This window comes from Microbacterium rhizosphaerae, from assembly GCF_034120055.1.
Taxonomy (GTDB): domain Bacteria; phylum Actinomycetota; class Actinomycetes; order Actinomycetales; family Microbacteriaceae; genus Microbacterium; species Microbacterium rhizosphaerae.
On the sequence record NZ_CP139368.1, the window covers coordinates 2,355,195 to 2,378,502 of the forward strand.

18 protein-coding genes are annotated in these 23,308 nt (G+C 70.9%); 9 read left to right on the forward strand and 9 right to left on the reverse strand.

Annotated features, from left to right (window positions below):
* Positions 1-6: 6 nt before the first annotated feature.
* Together glgX and pyk are read right to left on the reverse strand one after the other, a co-directional pair.
* Complete coding sequence (gene glgX, locus SM116_RS10525) at positions 7-2,208, reverse strand: glycogen debranching protein GlgX (RefSeq protein WP_320944155.1); 2,202 nt, start codon at positions 2,206-2,208, stop codon at positions 7-9.
* A 10-nt stretch (positions 2,209-2,218) separates the two neighbouring features.
* Entirely contained in the window at positions 2,219-3,640 is a 1,422-nt protein-coding gene (gene pyk / locus SM116_RS10530) for a pyruvate kinase (RefSeq protein WP_320940940.1), read from the reverse strand.
* 278 nt (positions 3,641-3,918) lie between these two features.
* On the opposite strand from pyk, the gene nirB reads away from it, so the two are divergent.
* The 5 genes from nirB (at position 3,919) to SM116_RS10555 (ending at position 10,324) form a co-directional block, all read left to right on the forward strand.
* On the forward strand, positions 3,919-6,498 hold the full coding sequence (gene nirB, locus SM116_RS10535) for a nitrite reductase large subunit NirB (protein WP_320940941.1): 2,580 nt from the start codon (positions 3,919-3,921) through the stop codon (positions 6,496-6,498).
* A complete protein-coding gene (gene nirD / locus SM116_RS10540) occupies positions 6,495-6,860 on the forward strand; it encodes a nitrite reductase small subunit NirD (RefSeq protein ID WP_320940942.1) in 366 nt (121 codons plus the stop codon). The genes nirB and nirD overlap by 4 nt, the downstream gene beginning before the upstream one ends.
* The gene (cobA, locus tag SM116_RS10545) at positions 6,857-7,627 is read left to right on the forward strand and encodes a uroporphyrinogen-III C-methyltransferase (protein WP_320940943.1); all 771 of its coding nucleotides are present in this window, start codon (positions 6,857-6,859) and stop codon (positions 7,625-7,627) included. The genes nirD and cobA overlap by 4 nt, the downstream gene beginning before the upstream one ends.
* On the forward strand, positions 7,624-8,757 hold the full coding sequence (locus SM116_RS10550) for a uroporphyrinogen-III synthase (RefSeq protein WP_320940944.1): 1,134 nt from the start codon (positions 7,624-7,626) through the stop codon (positions 8,755-8,757). The genes cobA and SM116_RS10550 overlap by 4 nt, the downstream gene beginning before the upstream one ends.
* A 151-nt stretch (positions 8,758-8,908) precedes the next feature.
* Positions 8,909-10,324: an MFS transporter gene (locus SM116_RS10555; RefSeq protein ID WP_320940945.1), complete on the forward strand. Its 1,416-nt coding sequence runs from the start codon at positions 8,909-8,911 to the stop codon at positions 10,322-10,324.
* 115 nt (positions 10,325-10,439) lie between these two features.
* Here SM116_RS10555 and SM116_RS10560 read toward each other — a convergent pair whose 3' ends face one another.
* From SM116_RS10560 to rpsP, 5 genes are all read right to left on the reverse strand, one after another.
* The gene (locus tag SM116_RS10560) at positions 10,440-14,438 is read right to left on the reverse strand and encodes a bifunctional nitrate reductase/sulfite reductase flavoprotein subunit alpha (RefSeq protein ID WP_320940946.1); all 3,999 of its coding nucleotides are present in this window, start codon (positions 14,436-14,438) and stop codon (positions 10,440-10,442) included.
* A 98-nt stretch (positions 14,439-14,536) separates the two neighbouring features.
* Positions 14,537-15,229, reverse strand: coding sequence for a tRNA (guanosine(37)-N1)-methyltransferase TrmD (gene trmD / locus SM116_RS10565; RefSeq protein ID WP_320940947.1), 693 nt, complete (start codon positions 15,227-15,229; stop codon positions 14,537-14,539).
* Positions 15,230-15,252: 23 nt separating this feature from the next.
* Positions 15,253-15,894 carry a ribosome maturation factor RimM gene (rimM, locus tag SM116_RS10570; RefSeq protein ID WP_320940948.1) on the reverse strand — a complete coding sequence of 214 codons (642 nt, stop codon included), beginning with the start codon at positions 15,892-15,894 and terminating at the stop codon, positions 15,253-15,255.
* A complete protein-coding gene (locus SM116_RS10575; protein WP_320940949.1) occupies positions 15,894-16,124 on the reverse strand; it encodes an RNA-binding protein in 231 nt (76 codons plus the stop codon). The genes rimM and SM116_RS10575 overlap by 1 nt, the downstream gene beginning before the upstream one ends.
* A 2-nt stretch (positions 16,125-16,126) precedes the next feature.
* Positions 16,127-16,549, reverse strand: coding sequence for a 30S ribosomal protein S16 (gene rpsP, locus SM116_RS10580; protein ID WP_320940950.1), 423 nt, complete (start codon positions 16,547-16,549; stop codon positions 16,127-16,129).
* Positions 16,550-16,735: 186 nt separating this feature from the next.
* Between rpsP and SM116_RS10585 the strand changes: the two genes are divergently transcribed.
* Both SM116_RS10585 and SM116_RS10590 read left to right on the forward strand, forming a co-directional pair.
* Positions 16,736-17,899 carry a glutamate--cysteine ligase gene (locus tag SM116_RS10585; protein WP_320940951.1) on the forward strand — a complete coding sequence of 388 codons (1,164 nt, stop codon included), beginning with the start codon at positions 16,736-16,738 and terminating at the stop codon, positions 17,897-17,899.
* 85 nt (positions 17,900-17,984) lie between these two features.
* Entirely contained in the window at positions 17,985-18,737 is a 753-nt protein-coding gene (locus tag SM116_RS10590; protein ID WP_320940952.1) for an SGNH/GDSL hydrolase family protein, read from the forward strand.
* Between the two features lie 69 nt (positions 18,738-18,806).
* Here the strand turns inward: SM116_RS10590 and ffh are convergent, their stop codons facing one another.
* Complete coding sequence (ffh, locus tag SM116_RS10595; RefSeq protein WP_320940953.1) at positions 18,807-20,363, reverse strand: signal recognition particle protein; 1,557 nt, start codon at positions 20,361-20,363, stop codon at positions 18,807-18,809.
* A gap of 74 nt (positions 20,364-20,437) precedes the next feature.
* Positions 20,438-21,406, reverse strand: a complete 969-nt coding sequence (locus tag SM116_RS10600) for a TetR family transcriptional regulator (RefSeq protein WP_320940954.1) — start codon at positions 21,404-21,406, stop codon at positions 20,438-20,440.
* 222 nt (positions 21,407-21,628) lie between these two features.
* On the opposite strand from SM116_RS10600, the gene lipB reads away from it, so the two are divergent.
* Together lipB and lipA are read left to right on the forward strand one after the other, a co-directional pair.
* On the forward strand, positions 21,629-22,312 hold the full coding sequence (gene lipB, locus SM116_RS10605; protein ID WP_425563289.1) for a lipoyl(octanoyl) transferase LipB: 684 nt from the start codon (positions 21,629-21,631) through the stop codon (positions 22,310-22,312).
* Entirely contained in the window at positions 22,309-23,304 is a 996-nt protein-coding gene (gene lipA, locus SM116_RS10610) for a lipoyl synthase (RefSeq protein WP_320940956.1), read from the forward strand. Before lipB ends, lipA begins: the two co-directional genes overlap by 4 nt.
* Positions 23,305-23,308: the final 4 nt, after the last annotated feature.

A 23,308-nucleotide genomic window follows, 5' to 3' on the forward strand; every position in this document is an offset into this window, starting at 1 on the left:
CCCGCGTCAGGTGCGCGCCTCGGTCTTGGGGGCGTGCACGGGCGTCGTGACCGCGGCCAGAGCCGCGAGCGAGGCGGCCACCGAGTGGTCGGGCTCGACGTCGACGCGCGGGTGTTCGGAGAGCAGGATGAGCGACCGCGCCTCGAGCCGGATGTCGTCGCCCGGGCGGACGATCGCCGAATCGGCGCGATGACCGGCGGTGTCGATCACGATCTCCCAGTTCGGGCTGTATTCCACCTCGGGCACGTGGAAGTCGATGCCGTCGTCGCCGCCGTTGAACAGGATGATGAAATGTCGGTCGCGGATCGGCTCGCCGCGGCGGTCGCGCTCCTGGATGCCGAGCCCGTTGAGGAACACGCCGATCGCCCGGCCGAATCCGGAGTCCCAGTCCTCCGGCTGCATCAGGGTGCCGTCGGGCCGCAGCCACGCGATGTCCTGCACCGGTGCGCCCTCCTCGCGCCGCACGGGTCGCCCCTCGAAGAACCTGCGACGGCGGAAGGTGGGATGGTCGCGCCGCAGGCGCGCCATCGCCGCGGTGAACTCGAGCAGGGGTCTGTCGGCTGCCTCCCAGTCGACCCACGTGAGCTCGTTGTCCTGCGCGTACGCGTTGTTGTTGCCCTGCTGGGTGCGGCCGAGCTCGTCGCCGTGCAGCAGCATCGGCACGCCCTGGCTGAGCAGCAGCGTCGCGATGAAGTTGCGCTGCTGCCGCGCTCGATCCGTGAGCACGGCAGGGTCGTCCGTCGGCCCCTCGACACCGAAGTTCTCCGAGCGGTTGTCGTCGGCGCCGTCGTGGTTGTCCTCGCCGTTGGCCTCGTTGTGCTTCGAGACGTAGCTGACGAGGTCGCGCAGCGTGAAGCCGTCGTGCGCCGTGACGAAATTGACGGATGCCACCGGCCGGCGTCCCGAGTGCTCGTACAGGTCGCTCGACCCGGTCAGCCGTGAGGCGAACTCCCCCAGCGCCTGGGGCTCGCCGCGCCAGAAGTCGCGCACCGTGTCGCGGTACTTCCCGTTCCACTCGGTCCATTGCGGCGGGAAGTTGCCGACCTGGTATCCCCCGGGGCCGACGTCCCACGGCTCGGCGATGAGCTTCACCTGCGACACCACGGGATCCTGCTGCACGAGTTCGAAGAAGGTCGCCAGGCGGTCGACGTCGTAGAACTCGCGCGCGAGCGCCGAGGCGAGGTCGAACCGGAAGCCGTCGACGTGCATGTCGAGCACCCAGTACCGCAGCGAATCCATGATGAGCTGGAGGGAGTGCGGGCTGCGGACGTTGAGGCTGTTGCCCGTGCCCGTGTAGTCCGTGTAGAACCGCCGGTCCTCCTCCAGCTTGTAGTACGCCGCATTGTCGATGCCGCGCATCGACAGCGTCGGCCCGAGGTGATTGCCCTCGGCGGTGTGGTTGTACACGACATCGAGGATCACCTCGATCCCCGCGCTGTGCAGTGCGCGGACCATCCCCTTGAACTCCTGCACCTGCTGGCCGGCGTCACCTGCCGCGGCGTAGCGGTTGTGCGGCGCGAAGAACGAGATCGTGTTGTAGCCCCAGTAGTTCGACAGGCCCTTCTGCTGGAGCACGGAGTCGTCGACGAACTGGTGCACCGGCATGAGCTCGATCGCGGTGACCCCGATCTTCGTCAGGTGATCGATGATCGCCGGGTGCGCGATGGCGCTGTAGGTGCCGCGCATCTCCTCGGGGATGGCGGGATGCCGCATGGTGAGACCGCGCACATGGGCCTCGTAGATGAACGTCTCGGCGTACGGCGTCGCCGGTCGGCGGTCGCCGGCCCAGTCGAAGTACGGGTTGATGACGACGCCCTTCATCATGTCCGCCGCGGAGTCGTCATCGTTGCGCGAGTCGGGGTCGCCGAAGGTGTACCCGAACACCGGCTGCCCCCACGTGATCTGACCCTCGACGGCCTTGGCGTACGGGTCGAGCAGCAGCTTGGCGGGGTTGAAGCGCAGGCCCTGCGCAGGGTCGTACGGGCCGTGGACCCGATAGCCGTAGCGCTGGCCGGGCTGGATGTTCGGGACGTAGGTGTGCCAGACGAAGGCATCGACCTCGTCGAGCGGCACGCGCGTCTCGCCGCCGCGTGCGCCGAACAGGCACAGCTCGACGCGCTCGGCGCCCTCGCTGAACAGCCCGAAGTTGGTGCCACCCCCGTCGAAGGTCGCTCCCAGCGGGTAGGCGGATCCGGGCCACGTATGCATCGTCATCCCTTCAGGCGCCGCCGAGCGCGCCGATCACATGTACGCGGACGTTGTTCGTCGACCCGGAGACTCCCGGTGGCGCTCCGGAGATGACGACGACCCGATCGCCCTTCTCGACACGGCCGGCGGCGAGCATCATCTCGTCGAGGCCGCGGATGAGATCGTCCGTCGTCTCCGCGCGCGGCATGAGGAGCGGCTCGACACCCCAGACCAGGGCGAGCTGCGCCTGCGTCGCGGGGAGATCGGAGAAGGCCACGATCGGCGTGGCGTGTCGCAGGCGCGAGAGGCGCCGGGCGGAGTCGCCGCCGTGCGTGAACACGCAGAGGTACGAGGCATCCACGAACTCGGCGATCTCGAGCGCCGCGAGGGTGAGAGCACCGCCCTGCGTGTGCGGGCGCGTGCCGAGCGGCGGGATGCGGTCGAGCCCGCGCTCCTCGGTCGACGCGATGATGCGCGCCATCGTCTCGACCGTCTGCACTGGGTGCAGCCCGATGCTCGTCTCACCGGAGAGCATGACGGCATCCGCGCCGTCGATGACGGCGTTGGCGACATCGCTCGTCTCGGCCCGCGTGGGAACGGGGTTCGCGAGCATCGACTCGAGCATCTGCGTGGCGACGATCACGGGCTTGGCCCAGCGCCGGGCGAGCTCGATGGCGCGCTTCTGCACGATCGGGACCGACTCGAGCGGCAGCTCGGCGCCGAGGTCGCCGCGGGCGATCATGACGCCGTCGAAGGCGTCGATGATGTCCTGCAGCTGGTCGACGGCCGCCGGGCGCTCGATCTTGGCGATGACCGGCACCTGACGCCCCTCTTCGGCCATGACGACCTGGACGCGCAGGGCGTCCTTCGGTCCCCGTACGAACGACAGTGCGACCATGTCGACACCGAGCCGCAGCGCCCAGCGCAGATCGGCGACGTCCTTCTCGGTGAGAGCGGGAGCCTCGACGTCGACGCCGGGGAGGTTGATCGCGGTGTGGTCCTGCACGAGTCCGCCGAGGACCACCTCCGTGCGCACGCTGCGCTCGTCGGTGTCGCCCACGCGCAGGCGGACCCGCCCGTCGTTCAGCACGATCTCGTCCCCCGGTGCGACACTCGCGATGAGAGCGGGGAACCGCGTGCTGACCCGCTCCTGCGTGCCCGGCACGTCGTCGGTGGTGATGGTGAACACGGCGCCCTCGACGAGGCGCTGCGGGCCCTCGGCGAAGGTGCCGACCCGCATCTTGGCGCCGGACAGATCCGCCAGGATGCCGACGGGGTGGCCGTTGGCGGCCGAGGCCTTGCGCACCGACTCGTACAGCCGTCGATGCCGGTCGTAGTCGCCGTGGGCGAAGTTGATGCGGGCGATGTCGATCCCCGCACGCACGAGGGCGTTGACGGTCTCGTCGTCCGTGGTCGCCGGTCCCAGGGTCGCCACGATCTTCGCGCGTCGCATCCCGCCGTCCCCCTTCCGCCGGCGCCGCAGCCGACGACCAGTTCAGTCTTCCATCTGCACGCGTGCGCGGGTCGGGTCCTCACAACTGTGACGTCGACGCTGTGAACGAATCGTTCCCTCGAGGTAATCGGGGCCGCGTCGGGCCGGAAACACCGTCGCCGTACGGTCGCTGCACGAGCACCGCCCACCGAGGAGGAACAATGCCACGGCACGAGCACGTCAAGAGCCGGAAACATGGCGCTGACACGCAGGCAACATCGCTTGAATACCGTGACGGGATGGGCAGCCCCTCCGCACACGGACCACGCATCGTCGTGGTGGGCGCCGGCATGGTCGCGCATCGGTTCGTCGAGAGCCTGCTCAGTCGCGCCGGCGAGGGGTGGCGGGTGACCATGATCGGCGAGGAGGATCGCGACCCCTACGACCGAGTCGGACTCACGGCGTTCTTCGCCGGCGCCGGCCCGGAGGACCTCACCCTCGATCGCGGGCTCTTCGATGACGAGCGCGTGGGATTCCTCCGCGGCGACCCGGTCGCACGCATCGATCGCCGTGCGCGCCGCGTGACGACCAGGGCCGGGATCAGCGTCGGCTATGACATCCTCGTGCTCGCCACCGGCTCGTCGCCCTCGCGACTCGCGGTCGAAGGCTACGGTCTGCCCGGATGCTTCGTGTACCGCACGCTCGACGACGTCGAGGCGCTCGAGGCGTTCGTGCAGCGCAGGTCTGCCGCGCTCGGCCGGCCCCTCGTCGGAACCGTCATCGGCGGCGGACTGCTCGGCCTGGAGGCCGCCGGTGCGCTGCAGGGGCTCGGCGTCGACTGCACCGTCGTGCAGTCCTCGAGCAGACTGATGTCGGCTCAGCTGGATCAGCCGGCCGCGGATGCGCTGCGCCGGCTCATCGAGGCGCGCGGCATCGCCGTGCGGACGGACTCGGTCACGACGCGGCTCGACCCGGACCGCAGCGGGTCGGTCGCCGGCCTCGAGTTCCGCGACGGCGACTACGCCGCGACCGACGTGGTCGTGTTCACCGTCGGCGTCCGGCCGCGGGACGAGCTGGCCCGCGCCGCGGAGCTGGACGTGCACCCGCGCGGCGGCGTCCTGATCGATGCGGGATGCCAGACATCGGACCCCCGCATCCTGGCCATCGGCGAGGTCGCGAACTACGCGGGGATGTGCGTGGGGCTCGTCGCCCCCGGGTACGCGATGGCCGAGGTCGCGGCGACGCGGCTCCTCGGCGGCGACGCATCCTTCCCCGGCTACGACCTGTCCACGAAGCTCAAGCTCTCGGGCGTCGACGTGGCGAGCTTCGGCGATGCGTTCGCCGAGACGCCGGGCGCACTCGACGTCGTGTACGCCGATCCCGTTGCGGGCGTCTACAAGAAGCTCGTGCTGTCCGACGACGCGAAGACGCTGCTCGGCGGCATCCTCGTGGGCGATGCGGCCGCCTACGGGTCGCTGCGGCCCCTTCTCGGGGCGCCCCTCGGGGCCGATCCGGCCGCCTACCTCCTCCCGGAGGGCGCCGGCGCGGCTCCCACCGGCGAACTGCCGGACGCCGCCCTGGTGTGCTCGTGCAACAGCGTCAGCGCGGGAGCGATCAGGGCCGTCGTGCACGACGACGGCTGCACCGACGTGGCGGGCGTGAAGGCATGCACCAAAGCGGGCGCGGCCTGCGGATCGTGCCTCGTGACGGTCAAGAAGATCGTGGGCGCGGAGCTCGTGAAGGCGGGCGCCACCGTGAGCACCGCGCTGTGCGAGCACTTCGATCTCTCCCGTCGTCAGCTCTTCGACGCGGTTCGCGTGTCGGGGCTGACGACGTTCAGCGCCGTCATCGAGCGGTTCGGTCGCGGTCGCGGCTGCGACATCTGCAAGCCCGTGCTGGCCAGCATCCTCTCCACCCTCGTCCACGGGCACGTGCTGGACGGGGAGAACGCGACGCTGCAGGACACGAACGACCACGTGATGGCGAACCTGCAGAAGGACGGCAGCTACTCGGTCGTGCCGCGCATCCCCGGCGGGGAGATCACCCCCGAGGGCCTGCTCGTCATCGGCGCGGTCGCGCGTGACTTCGGGCTCTACACGAAGATCACGGGCGGCCAGCGCATCGACATGTTCGGCGCGCGGCTCGAACAGCTGCCCGACATCTGGCGGCGGCTGGTGGATGCGGGTTTCGAGTCCGGCCACGCGTACGGCAAGTCGCTGCGCACCGTCAAGTCGTGCGTCGGGTCGACCTGGTGCCGGTACGGCGTGCAGGACTCGGTCGGGATGGCTGTCGCGCTCGAGCTGCGCTACCGGGGGCTGCGCTCCCCCCACAAGCTCAAGCTCGGCGTGTCGGGATGCGCGCGGGAGTGCGCCGAGGCGCGCGGCAAGGACGTCGGGGTCATCGCCACGGAGGCGGGCTGGAACCTCTACGTCGGAGGCAACGGCGGATTCACGCCTCGGCATGCGGTCCTGCTCGCCGAGGGCCTGAGCGACGACGAGCTCGTGACGACCATCGACCGCTTCCTCATGTACTACATCTTCACCGCCGATCGCCTGCAGCGGACCGCTCCGTGGCTCGAGGAGCTCGAGGGCGGCGTGGACGGTCTGCGCGCGGTGGTCCTCGAGGACAGCCTGGGGATCTGCGCCGATCTGGATGCGGCCATGGCCGCCCACCTCGACCGCTACGAGGACGAGTGGAAGGCGACGCTCGACGACCCGGACAAGCTGCGGCGCTTCGCGTCGTTCGTCAACGAGCCGACGACCCCTGACCCGTCCCTCGCCTACACGGCGGAACGCGGACAGGCCCGGCCCGCCACAGCCGACGAGCGCGACAGCGGGCGCGTCCTCATCGCCGGCACGACTCTGGAGGTGCGGCGATGACCAATGTGGCCGAGCGTGTGACGACCTGGACCGACGTGTGCGGCCTGGACGACCTCGAGCTCGAGCGCGGCCGGGCCGCCCTCATCGACGGGACGCAGATCGCCCTGTTCCTCGTCCACGGCGGCCGCGTGCACGCCGTGTCCAATCTCGACCCGTACAGCGGCGCGAACGTCATCTCGCGCGGAATCGTCGGGACGCGCGGGGACGCGCCGACCGTCGCGTCGCCGATGTACAAGCAGGTCTTCGACCTCCGCACGGGGATGTGCGTGGACACGCAGGGCAAGGATGCGGCATCCCTCGCCGTCTGGCCCGTGGCCGTCGACGGCGATCGAGTGCTCGTGAAATGGGGAGGCACCGGATGACGGTCACCGGACGTGTGGACATCGTGGGCGGCGGTCCGGGCGCTCTCGATCTGATGACGGTGCGCGCGTGGCGGCTGCTGGCGCGCGCCGACGTCGTCGTCATGGACCGCCTCGGTCCGACCGACATCGACGAGCTCCTCGGCCCCGGTGTCGAGATCATCGATGTCGGCAAGCATCCGGGCCACCACCCCGTGCCCCAGGACGAGATCAACGCGATCCTCGTCGCACGGGCGCGGGACGGGATGCGGGTCGTGCGACTGAAGGGCGGCGATCCGTTCGTCTTCGGCCGGGGCGGCGAGGAGGTGGCGGCGTGCCGCGCCGCCGGCGTGCCCGTCGAGGTCGTCCCCGGCGTCACGAGCGCCGTCGCGGTGCCGGAGGCGGCCGGCATCCCGGTCACGCATCGCGGACTGTCCTCGGGCTTCCATGTGGTGAACGGGCAGGCGGAGCTCACCCCGTCGACGCTGGCCGCCCTCGCCGACGACGCGGTGACGACGGTCGTGCTCATGGGCGTGTCCGCCCTGCCGCGGCTCATCGCCGCGGCCCTGCGCGCCGGGGCGAAGCCCGAGCGCCCGGTCGCGATCGTCGAGAGCGGGCACACGCCGTCCCAGCGGACGACACGCACGACCCTCGGCGCGGCGGTCACGGCGGCCGCGATCGCCGGGGTGCGCAATCCGGCGGTGATCGTGATCGGGGAGGTCGCCCGCGAGGGCCTGCTGGACGGCCTCGCGCTCGTGTCCGGAGCCTCCGTGGATCGGCAGGCCGGATGAACGACTCGCGGCCTGCCCTGTCCTCCGCACTCGAGGGATGCACGATCGTCATCGCGGTCGATCGGCGCTCGAGCGAGCTCGCGGCGGCCCTGCAGCGGCACGGAGCCGCGGTGCGTCATGCTCCCGCCCTGTCGATCGTGCCGCACATCGACGACGAGGCGCTGCTCGCCGCGACCCGCGAACTCATCGCGCGCCGGCCGGACATCGTCGTCGCGACGACCGGCGTCGGGTTCCGCGGGTGGATGGAGGCCGCCGACGAAGCCGGCCTCGTCGACGATCTCCACGAGGTGCTCGACCGGGCCCGGATCGTCGCGCGCGGGCCGAAGGCGCGCGGCGCCATCCAGCAGGCCGGCTTCACGGCCGACTGGGTCGCCGAGTCCGAGACATCCGCCGAGCTCGGCGAGTACCTGATCGCGGCGGGCGTGGCCGGGCGGCGCATCGCCGTGCAGCACCACGGCTCCGGGGCGGACGGGCTGGACGATCTGTTCGCGGATGCCGGCGCCGACGTCGTGAGCCTCACCGTGTACCGCTGGGGACCACCGCCCGACCCGCTCGCGGTGTCGCGGTCGGTCCTCGCGGCGGCGCGCGGCGAGGTCGACGCGGTGCTGTTCACCTCGGCGCCCGGCGCGGCGGAATGGGTCGCGGCGGCGGAGCGCGAGGATGCGCTCGAAGACATCGTGGCGCGATCGCTCCGCGGCAGGCTGCTCCTGGCCGCCGTGGGTCCCATCACCGCGGGACCGCTCCTGGCGACCGGCGCCGACACCCTCGTCGCCGAGCGCGGCAGGCTCGGCTCGCTCGTACGGGCGGTGGTCACCCACTACAGCGGAGGCTCCGGCGCGTCGCTGCCGACCACCGCCGGCACGCTCGAGCTGCGCAGCGCGGGCGTGGTGCTCGACGGCCGGCACATCCCGCTCTCCCCCAGCGCCACCGGGATCATGGCGGCCCTGTTCGACGCATCCGGCGGCGTCGTCACGCGCCACCGCCTGCACGCCGTGCTCCCGCGCTCCGGCGACAGCACGCACGCGGTCGAGATGGCGATCGCGCGGCTGCGCGAGTCGCTCGACGCCCCCGGGCTCGTGCGCACCGTGATCAAGCGGGGCTACCGCCTCGACGTCGTCGACGCCGCGTGAGCGTGTTTCGCGCGTGTGACGAAACCCCCACCCGATGCCGCCGCCTCCGGTGACGAAGACGTGACCTCGGCGCAAGACGGCGCCCGATCGGCGGAAACGCGACGCTCATAGCGTGAGTGGCACTCGCCCGCTGACCCTCGAGGAGGCGCACATGACCACCACCACCACACCCCGCACGACAACCGGCTCGACACCGAGCACCGCGAGCCTGTCCCTGACCCGCCGACCCGGTCGCTGGATCGACGGATGGGACCCGGAGGACATCGGATTCTGGCAGGCCGAAGGCCGCGCGATCGCCCACCGCAACCTGCGCTGGTCGATCTTCGCGGAGTTCCTCGGCTTCATCGTCTGGCAGCTGTGGAGCATCGTCGTCGTGATGCTGCCGGCCGCAGGCTTCCACCTGACGACCTCGGAGTCCTTCTGGCTCATCTCCCTGCCGAGCCTCGTCGGCGCGACCCTCCGGTTCCCGTACACGTTCATGGTCGCGATCTTCGGCGGCCGCAACTGGACGATCGTGTCGGCCGGCCTGCTTCTCATCCCGACGGTGCTCCTCGGGATCGTCGTGTCGAACCCTGAGACGCCCTTCGGGGTGCTCCTGCTCGTCGCCGCCCTCGCAGGCGTCGGCGGCGGCAACTTCGCGAGCTCGATGGCGAACATCACGTACTTCTTCCCGCAGCGCGAGAAGGGCTGGGCGCTCGGCCTCAACGCCGCAGGCGGCAACCTCGGCACATCCGTCGCCCAGTTCGCCGTCCCGATCGTCGTGACGATCGGCGCCGCGGCCACCATCCGGCTTCCCCTTGCGGGATGGATGTGGATCCCCCTCATCCTCGTCGCCATGATCGGGGCGTGGCGCTGCATGGACAACCTGTCGTCGGCGAAGGCCGATGTCCGCGGATCCGCCGGTGCGCTGCGCGAACCGCACCTGTGGATCATGGCGCTCCTGTACATCGGCACGTTCGGCTCGTTCATCGGGTTCGCGAGCGTCTTCCCGAAGCTCATGACCGACCAGTTCCCGGCGATGTCGGCGATCCACGTCGGCGGCGCCATCGTCTCCCTCGCGTTCCTCGGTGCGCTCGTCGGGTCGCTCGCCCGACCGTTCGGCGGCCGCCTCGCCGACCGCTGGGGCGGCGCACGTGTGACCGCGGCCGCCTTCGCCCTCATGGCCGCGGCCACCGTCACGCTCATCCTCGTGATGCCCCTCCACGCCTTCGGCGCCTACCTGGCCTGCTTCCTGGTGCTCTTCGCGGCGACGGGTGTCGGCAACGGCTCCGCATACCGGATGATCCCGAGCATCTTCGCCGCGCGGGCGCACGCGAAGGGCATCGCCGCCGGATCACCCGAGGCCGTGACCGTGCAGCGCCGGGCGGCGGCATCCCTCGGCATCGTCGCAGCCATCGGCGCCTACGGAGGGTTCATCGTGCCGCAGATCCTGAACGCCTCGCAGGCGTCCACGGGCGGCTACGCGGCGGCCTTCACCGGCTTCGTCCTCGCGTACGCGGCGCTGTTCGCGCTCACGGTGGTGGTGTACGTCATCCCCCGCGCATCGCTCGCGAAGCAGCGCATCTGACACGACACGCACGGGAGGAGGGATGCGTCGACCCGGCGCATCCCTCCTCCCTTTCGTGCGCCCCTCCTCTTCGTGCGCCGAGGAGCGGAGCCGGAGCCGAGCCGGAGCCGGAGGATCAGTAGACGTCGCGGGCGTAGCGGCGGTCGGCTGCCATCCGCTGGACGTACTCCGCGGCACCGTCGGCCGACAGGCCGCCGTGCAGCTGCGCGATCGAGACGAGCGCCGCCTCCACGTCGGGCGCCATGCGCGTCGCGTCACCGCACACGTAGACGTGGGCGCCGTCCTCGAGCCAGCGCCACAGCTCCGAGCCGTGCTCGACCATGCGGTCCTGCACGTAGATCTTCTGCCGCTGATCCCGCGAGAACGCGACGTCGAGGCGCGTGAGGAAGCCGTCGGCGCGCATGGCCTCGAGCTCCTCGCGGTAGTAGAAGTCGGTGGACTCGTGCTGCTCGCCGAAGAACAGCCAGTTGCGTCCGGAGTGCCCGTCCGCGCGGCGGTCGTGAAGGAATCCGCGGAACGGCGCGATCCCCGTGCCGGGGCCGATCATGACCATCGGCGCGCCGGGGTCGCTCGGAGGCCGGAAGTCTGCGGAGCGCTGGAGGAAGACGGGCACCCCCGGCTCCTCGCCGTCGGCGAGGAAGGTCGAGCACACGCCGCCGCGGCGATCGCCCGCATCCGTCTCGAAGCGCACGACCGACACCGTGAGCTCGACCGTGCCGGCACCGGACTTCGGGCTCGACGAGATCGAGTACTGCCGAGGCTGCAGGCGCTTGAGCACGTCGACCCACTCCGCGGCCGAGGCATCCACCGGGAACGCGCGGACGAGGTCGACGGCCTGACGGCCCCACAGGAACTGCTCCAGCCGACCCTTGTTCTCCCTGCGCAGGAGCGCCGCGAGCGTGCTGTCGCCGCTGCGCTCGGCGACGAAGCGCACGAGGTCGAGCGGGGTCCGGGTGATGTCGAGCCGCGTCCGCAGCGCATCGCCGAACGAGCGCTCCCGATCGTCGATCTCGACGATCGTCCCCGCCGGGATGCCGGTGGCCTCCAGCCACTCGGCGACCACGGAGGAGCTGTTCGCGCACACGACGCCGAGCGAGTCGCCCGCCTCGTAGGCGGCACCCGTGTCGGCGATGTCGAGGGCGAAGCGCCGGACCTCCTTCGCGGAGCCGCGCCCGCTCAGCAGATCGTTGCGCACGCGGGACGCGAACACGGGGTTCGTCCGCGTGAAGAGCCGCTGGGTGGATCGGGTCGCCTCGGCCGGCGCGGTGCCGGTGCCGAGCAGTCCGACGACCCGGTCGAGCCAGGCGTCGCGGCTCCCATCGGCGTCGGGCTCCACGTCGACCCGCTCCAGGATCGCGGATGCGCCGAGCGCACCGAGCCGCTCGTCGAGGCGGCGGCCGTGTCCGCAGAAGTCGTCGTAGTTCGAGTCGCCCAGGGCCAGCACCGCGTAGCTCAGGCCGGTGAGCTCCGGGGCGGTGTCGGCCGCGAGCTCGCTCCACAGCGCCGCCGCGTTGTCCGGCGGGCCGCCGTCGCCGAAGGTCGACGTGACGACGAGCAGGCGCCGCGCCTCCGCGAGTTCGTCCGCCCGGAGATCGGCCATGCTGCGCACGCTCACCGGGATGCCGTTGGCCCGCATCGTCTCCGCCGCCCCGGCGGCGAACTCCTCCGCCGAGCCCGTCTGCGATCCCCAGGCGAGGATGACCTCGTCCAGCGCCTCGACCGCCTCGGCCGAGCCGGCTCGCGCGCCCGCGAGCAGCCCGTCGGCCCAGGCGCGCGCGAGGGGCGACAGCGGCGCGGTGGGCGGGATGGCAGGCAGTCCTGCGACGGACGCCGTCGATGTCAGGAAGCCTGCGAGGTAGGCGGCTTCGACGTCCGTCAGGGCGGGCGGCGTGAGCCCGGCCGCCGCGAGGACGGAGGGCGCGGCCGGTGTCGCCACCGCGGCCGGCGGCGCATCCGTCGCCTGCCGTGGCGGTCCGACCCGCCGAACCGACACGGCCGCGTACTTGAGCTCGGGCTGCGCCGAGTACTCGTCGACGGCGTCGCTCGTGGCGGCGTTCACCGCGAGGTGCTCGCCGTGCTCGTCGTTCCAGTGGAACGGCGCGAAGAGGTTCCCGGGCTGCACCCGATCGGTCACGACCGCCGGAACGACGAAACGCCCCCGACGGGAGGCGACCTCGACCTCGTCGCCGTCCGCGATGCCGTGCGCCGCCGCATCCCTCGGGTGAAGCTCCACGAACGGGCCGGGATTCAGCTTCGTGAGCGCGCCGACCTTCCCGGTCTTCGTCATCGTGTGCCACTGATGCGGCAGCCGACCGGTGTTCAGCACCCAGGGGTGATCGTCATCGGGCAGCTCCGCGGCATCCATGTGGGGTCGCGCCAGGAACTGCGCGCGACGCGACGGCGTCGGGAAGGCGAGCGCCGGGATCGATCCGTCCTCGGCGATGCGCAGGGTCTGGCTCACCCCGTCGTTCAGGTAGCGGATGGGATGCCGGTCCGCCGCGTCGTCCGGCGGCGCCGGCCACTGCACCGGCCCTTTCCGCAGGCGGTCGTACGTGACGCCGCGCAGGTCCCACCCGGTCTGCGGGTTCCAGAACCGACGGATCTCGTCGAACACCTCCGCGCTGGTCTCGAAGTCGAATCCCTCGCCGTAGCCCATCGCCTTCGCCACACGGCAGATGGTGAGCCAGTCCGGCAGCGCCTCCCCGGGCGGCTCCAGCACCTCGCGCACCATCGTGAGCGTTCGATCGCTGCTCACCATGACGCCGTCGGACTCGATCCACATCGCCGCCGGCAGCGCGATGTCGGCGTAGGCCGTCGTGGCGGTCTCGGCGTAGGCATCCTGCACGATCACGAGCTCGGCCGCCTCGAGGGCCTCGATCACGGTGCTCCGGTTGGCGACGGATGCGACGGGGTTGCTGCAGATGATCCAGACGGCCTTGATCTCGCCTGCCGCCACGCGCCGGAACATGTCGATGGTCCCCGTGCCCGAATCCGCGCGGATCGCACCGGGCTCCAACCCCCACACCTGCTCGACGAAGGCGCGGTCGTCCGCGCTGAAGACGGACCGCTGTCCGGGCAGTCCCGGCCCCATGTAGCCCATCTCGCGACCGCCCATGGCGTTGGGCTGTCCCGTGAGCGAGAACGGGCCGCTTCCCGGGCGGCAGATCGCGCCCGTCGCCAGGTGCAGGTTGCAGATCGCGTTCGTCGACCATGTGCCGTGGGTCGACTGGTTGAGGCCCATCGTCCACAGCGTCATCCATTCGCCCGCTTCCGCGATCCAGCGGGCGGCGGTGCGGATGTCGTCCTCGGCGAGCCCCGTGAGTCCGGCCACGACGGCCGGAGGATACTCGGCGAGGAATGCCGGCATGGCCTCCCAGCCCTCGGTGTGCGCCGCGATGAACTCCTCGTCGATGCACCCCGACTCGACGAGCAGGTGGAGCAGGCCGTTGAGCAGGGCGAGATCCGTTCCCGCGCGGATCTGCAGGAACAGGTCGGCCCGCTCGGCCGTGGTCGTCCGCCGCGGGTCGACGACGATCAGGCGCGCTCCCTGCTTCAGCCGGTCGGCCATCCGCAGGAACAGGATGGGGTGGCAGTCGGCCATGTTGGAGCCGATGACGAAGAACAGGTCGGCGCGGTCGAGGTCCTCGTACGAGCCGGGAGGGCCGTCCGCGCCCAGCGACTGCTTGTAGCCCGTCCCGGCAGAGGCCATGCACAGGCGGGAGTTGGACTCGATGTGCATGCCGCGCACGTAGCCCTTCACGAGCTTGTTCGCGAGGTACTGCGCCTCGGTGCTCAGCTGGCCCGAGACGTAGAGGGCCACGGCATCCGGACCGTGCTCGGCGATGATCGCGCTCAGCCGGGCCGCGGCATCCGAGATCGCGTCATCGAGTGGCACGGGAGCAGGAGCCTCGCCCCGCACCGGGCGGACGAGAGCGGATGCCAGCCGCCCGGGTGCCCGCATCAGGTCGGCGTGCGTGGCGCCCTTCGTGCAGAGCCGACCGCGATTGGTCGGGTGCGACCTGTCGCCTGCCACCTTCAGTGCAGCGGGCGCCGCCGTCACGGCGATGCCGCAGCCGACTCCGCAGTACGAACAGACGGTGCGGGTCTCCGGCATGCTCCGATCATCGGCGCACCACGTTCCGTGCCGTCGTCCATGGGGTTACCCCGTCATCACATCCACCCCACAGCCGGTGAGCGGTGAATGTGAGGTCGTCACTCCTCGTCGACGAGGAGATCGGGCCGCCGCTCCCGCGTGCGCAGCAGCTGCTGCTCGTGCCGCCACGCGGCGATCGCGCCGTGGTTGCCGCTCAGCAGGACCGGCGGCACCTCATAACCGCGCCAGGCCGACGGCTTCGTGTACGACGGGTACTCCAGCAGACCGTCCTCGTGCGACTCCTCGACGAGGCTGTCGGGATTGCCGACGACGCCGGGGATGAGCCGCCCCACGGCCTCGATCATGGCCATGGCCGCGACCTCTCCCCCGTTGAGGACGTAGTCGCCGAGGCTCATGAGCCGCACCTCGCCGAGCGTCGCGGCGTAGGCGAACACCCGCTCGTCGATGCCCTCGTACCGACCGCAGCCGAACACGAGGTGGTCCGTCTCGACGAACGCCCGCGCCGTGCGCTGCGTGAAGAGCTCGCCCGCCGGCGAGGGGAAGACGATCACGGGGCGCTCCGAGCCCGCCGTGACGGCATCCAGCGCCTCGCCCCAGGGCTCCGGCTTCATGACCATGCCCGCGCCGCCCCCGTAGGGCGTGTCGTCGACGGTGCGGTGACGGTCGTGCGTCCAGTCGCGCAGGTCGTGCACGCGGACATCGAGGAGACCCGCCCCGCGCGCCTTCCCGAGGAGCGAGACCTCGAGCACGTCGAAGAAGGAGGGGAAGATCGTCAGGACGTCGATGCGCACCCGACGATGCTAGCCGGGGAGGCTCACTCCCCGGAGTCGGCGTCCGTGGGGTCGGCGTCGGCTTCGGCGTCGCCCGGCTCGTCCTCGTCGGCGGCCAGGTCCTCGAAGAGGCCGGGCGGCGGGGTGACGACGACACGACCCGCCGCGATGTCGACCTCGGGGACGATCGCCTTCACGAACGGCACGAGCACCTCGCGCTCGCCGCTGCGCACGATCAGCAGATCCTGCGCGGGGAAGTGATCGATGCGCAGGACCCGGCCGATCGTCTCGCCGTCGCGGATGACCTCGAGGCCGACGAGCTGGTGGTCGTACCAGGCGTCGTCCTCGGACGATTCGGCGCCGGCATCCTGATCGATCCAGAGGATCGCGCGCACGAGGCTCTCCGCCGCTGTGCGGTCGTCGACGTCCTGGAGGAAGACGACGGGATGCGAGTTCATCCAGCGGAACTCGCGGACGGTGACCGACTTGCCGTGCCACGGCGAGGACTCGGGCACCTGGAGGGTGAAGACCGCGCCGGGGACGAAGCGCCCGTCCGGGTCGTCGGTGTACAGCTCGAGCTTGAGCGCTCCCTTCAGGCCGTGGGCCTTCAGGAGCCGCCCGACGCGAAGCTGCGTACGCGCGGGCTTGGACTCGGAGGAGGAACGCGGGACCTTGACCTCGGCCATCAGTCGTCCGCGACGTCGACGCGCACGCGCCGCCCATCCGCGAGAGCGGTGATGAGCGTGCGCAGGGCCTTGGCGGTACGGCCGCCGCGCCCGATCACGCGACCACGGTCGTCGGCGTGCACGTGCACCTGCAGCACGTCCCCGCGGGCCGACGTGGACGAGACGATCCGCACGTCGTCCGGGTGATCGACGATCCCCTTGACGACGTGCTCGAGCGCGGCGGCCAGCACGACTATTCGGCCGACTCGGTCGACTCGGCCTCAGCGGCCTCGTCCGCGGCGGGAGCCGGCTCTTCGGTCTTCTTCTCCGCCTTGGGCTTGATGACCGACTTCTTGGCGTCGTCGATCTGGAACTCGCCCTTGACCTCGGCCGTCTTCACGGTCGAGACGGCGTTCTTGTCGCCCTTGAACCTGCCCCAGTCGCCCGTGAGCTTGAGGATGGCGAGCACCTGCTCGGTCGGCTGCGCGCCGACGCCCAGCCAGTACTGCGCGCGGTCGGAGTCGACCTCGATGAACGAGGGCTCCTCGGTGGGGTGGTACTTGCCGATCTCCTCGATGACACGACCATCGCGCTTGGTGCGCGAGTCGGCGACGACGATGCGGTAATACGGGGCACGGATCTTGCCGAGCCGCTTGAGGCGGATCTTGACAGCCACAATTCTCCTGAACTGGTGTGTGTGAACGTCGAACGTCGCCAGAAGCGTGGGGTGCACACCCGGCGGAAGCTCTGTGGGTCGGTCCGCGCGTCGGATTAGAGGGTCGGACGGCGGTCCAACCATCAATTCTGCCAGATCATGACGGATGCCGCGAACCGGCGGCGAGCCTCGTGTCAGACTGTGCGCATGACGGTGCCCTTCGCGCCATCCGCGCGCTCGACGGTGGGGATCGAGTGGGAGATCATGCTCGCCGACGGCGAGACAGGTGCTCTGGTTCCGCACGCCCCCGGGATCCTCAGCGCCCTCGCGGAGGAGACGGCCCACGAGCGGTTCAGCGTCACGGGAGAGCTGCTGACGAACACCGTGGAGGTGACGAGCGGCGTCGGCGACACGGTCGCCACCGCCGTCGACGACATCGCGGACGCGATCGCAGCCGTCCGTCGCGTGACGGACGGGCTCGGCGTGGAGCTGCTGTGCGCGGGCAGCCACCCCTTCGCCCAGTGGTACGAGCAGGGCGTCACCGATAAGACGCGCTATCACAAGCTCATCGAGCGGACCCAGTGGTGGGGCCGCAACATGATGATCTGGGGCATCCACGTGCATGTCGGCGTCGACGACGTGCAGAAGGTGTTCCCGATCATGAACGCCCTTGCGATGTACCTGCCGCACCTTCAGGCGCTGTCGGCATCCAGCCCGTTCTGGGCCGGCGAGCGCACGGGCTATGCGTCGAACCGCGCGCTCGTCTTCCAGCAGCTGCCCACCGCGGGTCTGCCCTGGCCGTTGCAGTCCTGGGCGGAGTTCGAGGGATATCTGGATGACATGCAGCGCACGGGTGTGATGGCGGACGCGACGGAGGTGCGCTGGGACATCCGACCCGCGCCGCGCTGGGGCACGATCGAGGTCCGCGCGTGCGACGGCATGTCGACGCTGCCGGAGCTCGCGGCCGTCGCCGCGCTCACCCAGGTGCTCGTGGAGCACTTCTCGCGCGAGCTCGACGAGGGCGCGACCCTCCCGTCCCTGCAGCCCTGGTATCTGCGGGAGAACAAGTGGCGCGCGGCCCGGTACGGCTTGGATGCCCGGGTGATCGTGGATGCGATCGGCACACAGCGCTCCGTCCGCGATCACCTCGCCGAGACGATGGAGGACCTCGCCGACATCGCGATCGAGCTCAAGTGCTCCCGCGAGTTCGCCGGACTCCAGACGATCACGACCCAGGGTGCGAGCTACGCCCGCCAGACCATGGTCGCCGATGCCTCCGAGGGCGATCTGCGCGCCGTGGTCCAGCACCTCATCGGGGAGTTCCGCGAGGGTCCGACCCTGCGCGCGCACCTCGCCGCCCTCCGCCACTGAGCGCGAGCCATCCTCCTCCTACGCATCCGCCATGGATGCCCGGCCGGATATGGCCGTGTCGCCGTCGAGGCGTACCGTGGAGCGAGTGCTGCTCCCCCGCCGTGCCCGTACCGCCGCCGTCCTCGCCGCCCTCGCCGTCGTCCTCACCGGGTGCGCGGCCACCGCCACCGCGAGCTCACCGACGGGCACACCCGCCGAGGCGGCGCAGGCGACAGCGACCGCGACGCCGGCTCCGTCCTCCTCGGCGACGGCCGCACCGGCACCGGCTTCCGGCGCGCAGCCGCAGGTCGTGGTCACCATCGGGGACTCGATCATGGCCGGTCTCGGCCTCGACGAGCAGTACGCCTGGCCGTCCCTGCTGGCGACGGGAACGCCGACGAAGCTCGTCAACCTCGCGTGCAGCGGCGCCGGCTTCATCGCGATCGGCGGATGCGGCACGAACTACGCCGGCCTCATCGCGCAGGCCGCGCAGGCCCAGCCGACGCTCGTCATCGTGGAGTCGTCGAGCAACGACATCGGGCAGACGGATGCCGCGATCGATGAGGCGACGCAGGCCACGATGGCCGCGCTGCGCTCCGCCGTGCCCCACGCCACCATCGTCGCGCTCAGTACGGTCTGGAACGACGAGGACTCCTGGCCGGAGGAGGTGACGTCCTCGTCGACCGCGATCGAGCGCGCGGCGGCCGTCCAGCACGCCCTCTACCTCGATCTCGGCCAGCCGCTCGAGGGACACCCGGAATGGATGCAGTCCGACGACGTGCATCCGACGATCGACGGTCAGCGGGTCCTCGCCGAGTCGGTGCGCCGCGCGCTGGCCGGCGTCGGCCTCGCTCTCTGACGCGCGGGACGGGCTCTCGGCGGCTGCCGCCTCGGTCGGCTCGGGCCGGGCTCTGGCGCGCCGGATGCCTCAGCGGTTGCCGAAGAGCTTCTGGATCTCGGCCATGTCGGCCTCGGTCGGCGCGCCCTGCGTCGCTCCCGCGAGCCCGAAGCCCGAACCGGTCGGTGCAGCGGGAGCCGCGGTGATCCCCGCGTTCTCGGCTGCGCGCTTGGCGGGGTTGCCCGAGCGCGAGCCGGAGCGGCCCTTCTGCGCCGTCTTGCCGCGCTTGCTCGACGCGCCGGGCTTGCCCATCGGACCCATGCCGGGGATGTTCGGCACACCGCCGCGAGCGACGGTCTTCATCATCTTCGCCGCCTGGTCGAAGCGCTGCACGAGCTGGTTGACGTCGGTGACCGTCATCCCGGAGCCGCGTGCGATGCGCAGTCGGCGCGAGCCGTTGAGGATCTTCGGGTTGCGTCGCTCGCCCGGAGTCATCGAGCGGATGATCGCCTCGGTGCGATCCATCTCGCTGTCGTCGAAGTTGTCGAGCTGCTGCTTCATCTGACCCATGCCCGGGAGCATCCCGAGCATCTTCTTCATCGACCCCATCTTCTTCATCTGCTGAAGCTGGTCGAGGAAGTCCTCGAGGGTGAACTGATCGTTGGCGATCTTCTCCGCGACCTTGCGGGCCTCCTCCTCGTCGAACGCGGCCTGCGCCTGTTCGATGAGGGTGAGGATGTCGCCGAGGTCCAGGATGCGGCTGGCCATGCGGTCCGGGTAGAACGGCTCGAGGTCGTCGAGGCCCTCGCCCATGGACGCGTAGATGATCGGGCGTCCGGTCACCGAGGCGACCGAGAGCGCAGCGCCGCCGCGCGCGTCGCCGTCGAGCTTGGACAGGACCACGCCGGTGAAGTCGACGCCCTCCTGGAAGGCCTTGGCCGTGTTGACGGCATCCTGACCGATCATCGCGTCGATGACGAACAGCACCTCGTCCGGGTCGACGGCACGACGGATGTCGGCCGCCTGCTTCATCATCTCGGCGTCCACGCCGAGGCGGCCGGCGGTGTCGATGATGACGATGTCGTGCAGCGCCCGACGCGCCTGCTCGACGCCGTCCTTGGCGACCTTCACCGGGTCGCCCACGCCGTTGCCCGGCTCGGGAGCATAGATGGCTGCGCCCGCCTGCTGTGCGACCACCTGCAGCTGGTTGACGGCATTCGGTCGCTGCAGATCCGCGGCGACCAGGAGCGGTGTGTGTCCGTCCTTCTCGAGCTGCTTCGCCAGCTTGCCCGCGAAGGTCGTCTTGCCCGAGCCCTGCAGGCCCGCGAGCATGATGACCGTCGGCGGGTTCTTGGCGAACTGCAGCCGGCGCTGCTCCCCGCCGAGGATCGCCACGAGCTCCTCGTTGACGATCTGCACGACCTGCTGCGCGGGATTGAGCGCCCGATTGACCTCGTCGCCGAGAGCGCGTTCGCGCACCTTCGCGGTGAACTCCTTGACGACGGGCAGCGCGACGTCGGCGTCGAGCAGGGCGCGCCGGATCTCCCGGACGGTGCCGTCCACGTCCGCGGGCGTGAGCTTGCCCTTGGTGCGAAGGTTGCGGAAGGTCTCGGTGAGCCGATCGGAGAGCGTGCCGAAGGTAGCCATGATCCCTCGATTCTACGGGAGCGCACCCGGCGGTTCGTCGGTCCGCAGGCGGCTCGTCCGCCCGCGGCCCGCGCTCAGTCGGCCGGGCCGAGCTCCTGGAAGAGCGTGAGCTGCAGATCCGCGGGTCCCTGGAGGCGTGCGTTGAGCGAGCGCCACGGGGTCTCGCGGGCGGAGGCGAGGACCGTCGCCCCTGCGGCCTCCAGCCGCCGCGTCTCCGCCGCCGAGTCGGCCACTTCGAACGCGAGGCGGATGTGCGGGCTCGTCACGCCGTCCGTCTCGACGCGGTCGATGAAGCGCACCTGCGCCGCGTTCGCGAGCTCCAGCGTCGCCCTGCCCGCCCCGAGGATCGCGACGCGGGCGCCCCTGTCGCCGTCGTACGACTCCTGCTGCGCAAGCCCCAGGGCGTCACGGTAGAAGGCGAGCGCACCGTCGAGATCGTCTGCGGCGACCACGACGCGCAACTGGGACACGCGACTGGGCGCCGCCTCCGCCGCGATGTCCAGCGCGCGTCGGACGGTCGGCTCGAGAGGTGCACGCCCCGCGCCGTCGTGGGCCCACGACCAGACGGACGCGAGGACGGCGGCGGCGTATGCCGCTCCGGCGATCTCCGCGCGCAGCGTCTCCGCGCCGTCCCGCTCCAGGCGACGCGACACGGCGTGGGCGATGCGCGTCCGGCGCACCGACGCCTCGCGCGAGAGCTCCTCGTCGAGGCCCATCGCCTCGGCGTTGACGATGGCGAGGGCGAGGCTGTCCGGCACGAACCCGCTGAGAGCCGCGGAGAGCGCGACGCCCACGGGCGGCGCATCCGCCGCATCCAGTCGAGCCGCAGCATCCGCGAGCCGCTCGTCGAGACCCGACCAGAGGATGTCGGCCTTGGAGGAGAAGTAGTTGAAGAAGCTGGAGCGGCTCACGCCGGCGCGCGCGGCGATGTCGCCCACCGAGGTCGCCGCGTAGCCGCGCTCCAGGAAGAGCTCGCAGGCCGCCTCCGCCAGCGTCTCGCGCGACGACGCCTTCGGCCGGCCGGCCCGGGACTCGCTCGACATGGTCCCACCCTAGGACCGGTCGACGGCGGCGCAGGGATGCTTCGGCACTCCCCGGAGTGGCCCCCGGACTGCCGTCGCCTGCAGGACGCAGGATCTGACCTCCATCGGGAGGGCCGCACGAGCCTCGCCGTGACCGCCGAGGGTCGTCGCTCACTGCGCGAGCTGCGGGGAGTCGACGCTCAGCTCCTCGGCCGCCTGAGGCGGGAACGCCTCCTTCCGAGTATTGTTGGACGCGATCCACAAACGCGCCACAAGCGAAGGAGCAGCGTGCTCGAGATCCAGACCGTCGGCCTCGCCCCGGACTACATCCCCTATCTCGACGGATGGGCGCTGCAGCGCAGCATCCATTCCGATGTCGTCGCGGGAACGCGACCCGACACCCTGCTGCTCCTCGAGCACGAGCCCGTCTACACGGCCGGGGCGCGCACCGCCCGTCACGAGCGCCCGACCGACGGCACGCCCGTCGTCGACGTCGACCGCGGCGGCAAGATCACGTGGCACGGCCCGGGCCAGCTCGTCGGATACCCGATCGTCCGGCTCCACGAGCCGATCGACGTCGTGGCGCACGTGCGGACGCTCGAGCATGTCCTCATCGGCGTGCTCGCGACCTACGGTGTCGAGGGCTACCGCGTCGAGGGGCGCAGCGGGGTCTGGGTGCGCCGGCCGCTCGGCGAGGACAAGGTCGCCGCGATCGGGGTCCGCGTGCAGCGGGGGGTGACGATGCACGGCTTCGCGCTCAACTGCGACAACTCGCTCGCCGCATTCCGCAGCATCATCCCGTGCGGGATCTCGGATGCAGGCGTCACGACGCTCAGCGAGGTCGCCGGGGCGGAGATCTCCCCGGCCGACGTCCTCGACACCGTGTCGCGCGCGTTCACCGCCGAGTACGCGGAGGTCGCGGCATGAGCGTTCCCGACGGCCGCAAGCTGCTGCGCCTCGAGGTCCGCAACGCGCAGACGCCGATCGAGCGCAAGCCGGAGTGGATCAAGACCAAGGCGAAGCTCGGTCCGGAGTATCAGGCGCTGCACTCCCTCGTGAAGGACGAGGGCCTGCACACGGTGTGCCAGGAGGCCGGCTGTCCCAACATCTACGAGTGCTGGGAGGACCGGGAGGCGACGTTCCTCATCGGCGGCTCGCAGTGCACGCGACGGTGCGACTTCTGTCAGATCGACACCGGAAAGCCCGCCGACTACGACGTCGACGAGCCGCGGCGCGTGGCCGAGAGCGTGCAGCGGATGCAGCTGCGCTACGCGACCGTGACGTGCGTCGCGCGCGACGACCTGCCCGACGGCGGGGCATGGCTCAACGCCGAGACGGTCCGTCAGATCCATGCGCAGAACCCCGGGACCGGGGTCGAGCTGCTGGCGACCGACTTCAACGGCGACCCCGCGCTGCTGCGCGAGGTGTTCGACGCCCGCCCGGAGGTCTTCGCGCACAACGTCGAGACGGTTCCGCGCATCTTCAAGCGCATCCGCCCCGCGTTCCGCTACGAGCGCTCGCTCGACGTGCTGACGCAGGCGCGGGATGCGGGTCTCATCACGAAGTCGAACCTCATCCTCGGCATGGGCGAGGAGCCGGAGGAGGTCGTCCAGGCTCTTCAGGACCTGCACGATGCCGGCACCGACATCGTCACGATCACGCAGTACCTGCGTCCGTCGCCGCGCCACCTTCCGGTGGCCCGCTGGGTGCGCCCCGACGAGTTCGTCGGCTTCAAGGAGGAGGCGGAGCGCATCGGCTTCCTCGGCGTGCTCGCCGGTCCCCTCGTGCGCTCGTCGTACCGTGCGGGTCGCCTGTGGGCGCAGTCGATGATCTCGAAGGGACGCGACATCCCGCCGCACCTGTCGCACCTCGCGCGCGACATCGCCGAACACGGCCTCGGGTTCGCACAGGCGGTCTGAGAGC

What these genes read in the sequence shown, in the direction of transcription:
- nirB (WP_320940941.1), top strand. Translation starts at nt 3,919, where the DNA reads ATGGGCAGCCCCTCCGCACACGGACCACGCATCGTCGTGGTGGGCGCC.
- lipA (WP_320940956.1), top strand. Translation starts at nt 22,309, where the DNA reads ATGAGCGTTCCCGACGGCCGCAAGCTGCTGCGCCTCGAGGTCCGCAAC.
- glgX (WP_320944155.1), bottom strand. Translation starts at nt 2,208, where the DNA reads ATGCATACGTGGCCCGGATCCGCCTACCCGCTGGGAGCGACCTTCGAC.
- SM116_RS10600 (WP_320940954.1), bottom strand. Translation starts at nt 21,406, where the DNA reads ATGTCGAGCGAGTCCCGGGCCGGCCGGCCGAAGGCGTCGTCGCGCGAG.
- SM116_RS10550 (WP_320940944.1), top strand. Translation starts at nt 7,624, where the DNA reads ATGAACGACTCGCGGCCTGCCCTGTCCTCCGCACTCGAGGGATGCACG.
- nirD (WP_320940942.1), top strand. Translation starts at nt 6,495, where the DNA reads ATGACCAATGTGGCCGAGCGTGTGACGACCTGGACCGACGTGTGCGGC.
- SM116_RS10555 (WP_320940945.1), top strand. Translation starts at nt 8,909, where the DNA reads ATGACCACCACCACCACACCCCGCACGACAACCGGCTCGACACCGAGC.
- SM116_RS10560 (WP_320940946.1), bottom strand. Translation starts at nt 14,438, where the DNA reads ATGCCGGAGACCCGCACCGTCTGTTCGTACTGCGGAGTCGGCTGCGGC.
- ffh (WP_320940953.1), bottom strand. Translation starts at nt 20,363, where the DNA reads ATGGCTACCTTCGGCACGCTCTCCGATCGGCTCACCGAGACCTTCCGC.
- SM116_RS10585 (WP_320940951.1), top strand. Translation starts at nt 16,736, where the DNA reads ATGACGGTGCCCTTCGCGCCATCCGCGCGCTCGACGGTGGGGATCGAG.
- rimM (WP_320940948.1), bottom strand. Translation starts at nt 15,894, where the DNA reads ATGGCCGAGGTCAAGGTCCCGCGTTCCTCCTCCGAGTCCAAGCCCGCG.
- pyk (WP_320940940.1), bottom strand. Translation starts at nt 3,640, where the DNA reads ATGCGACGCGCGAAGATCGTGGCGACCCTGGGACCGGCGACCACGGAC.
- cobA (WP_320940943.1), top strand. Translation starts at nt 6,857, where the DNA reads ATGACGGTCACCGGACGTGTGGACATCGTGGGCGGCGGTCCGGGCGCT.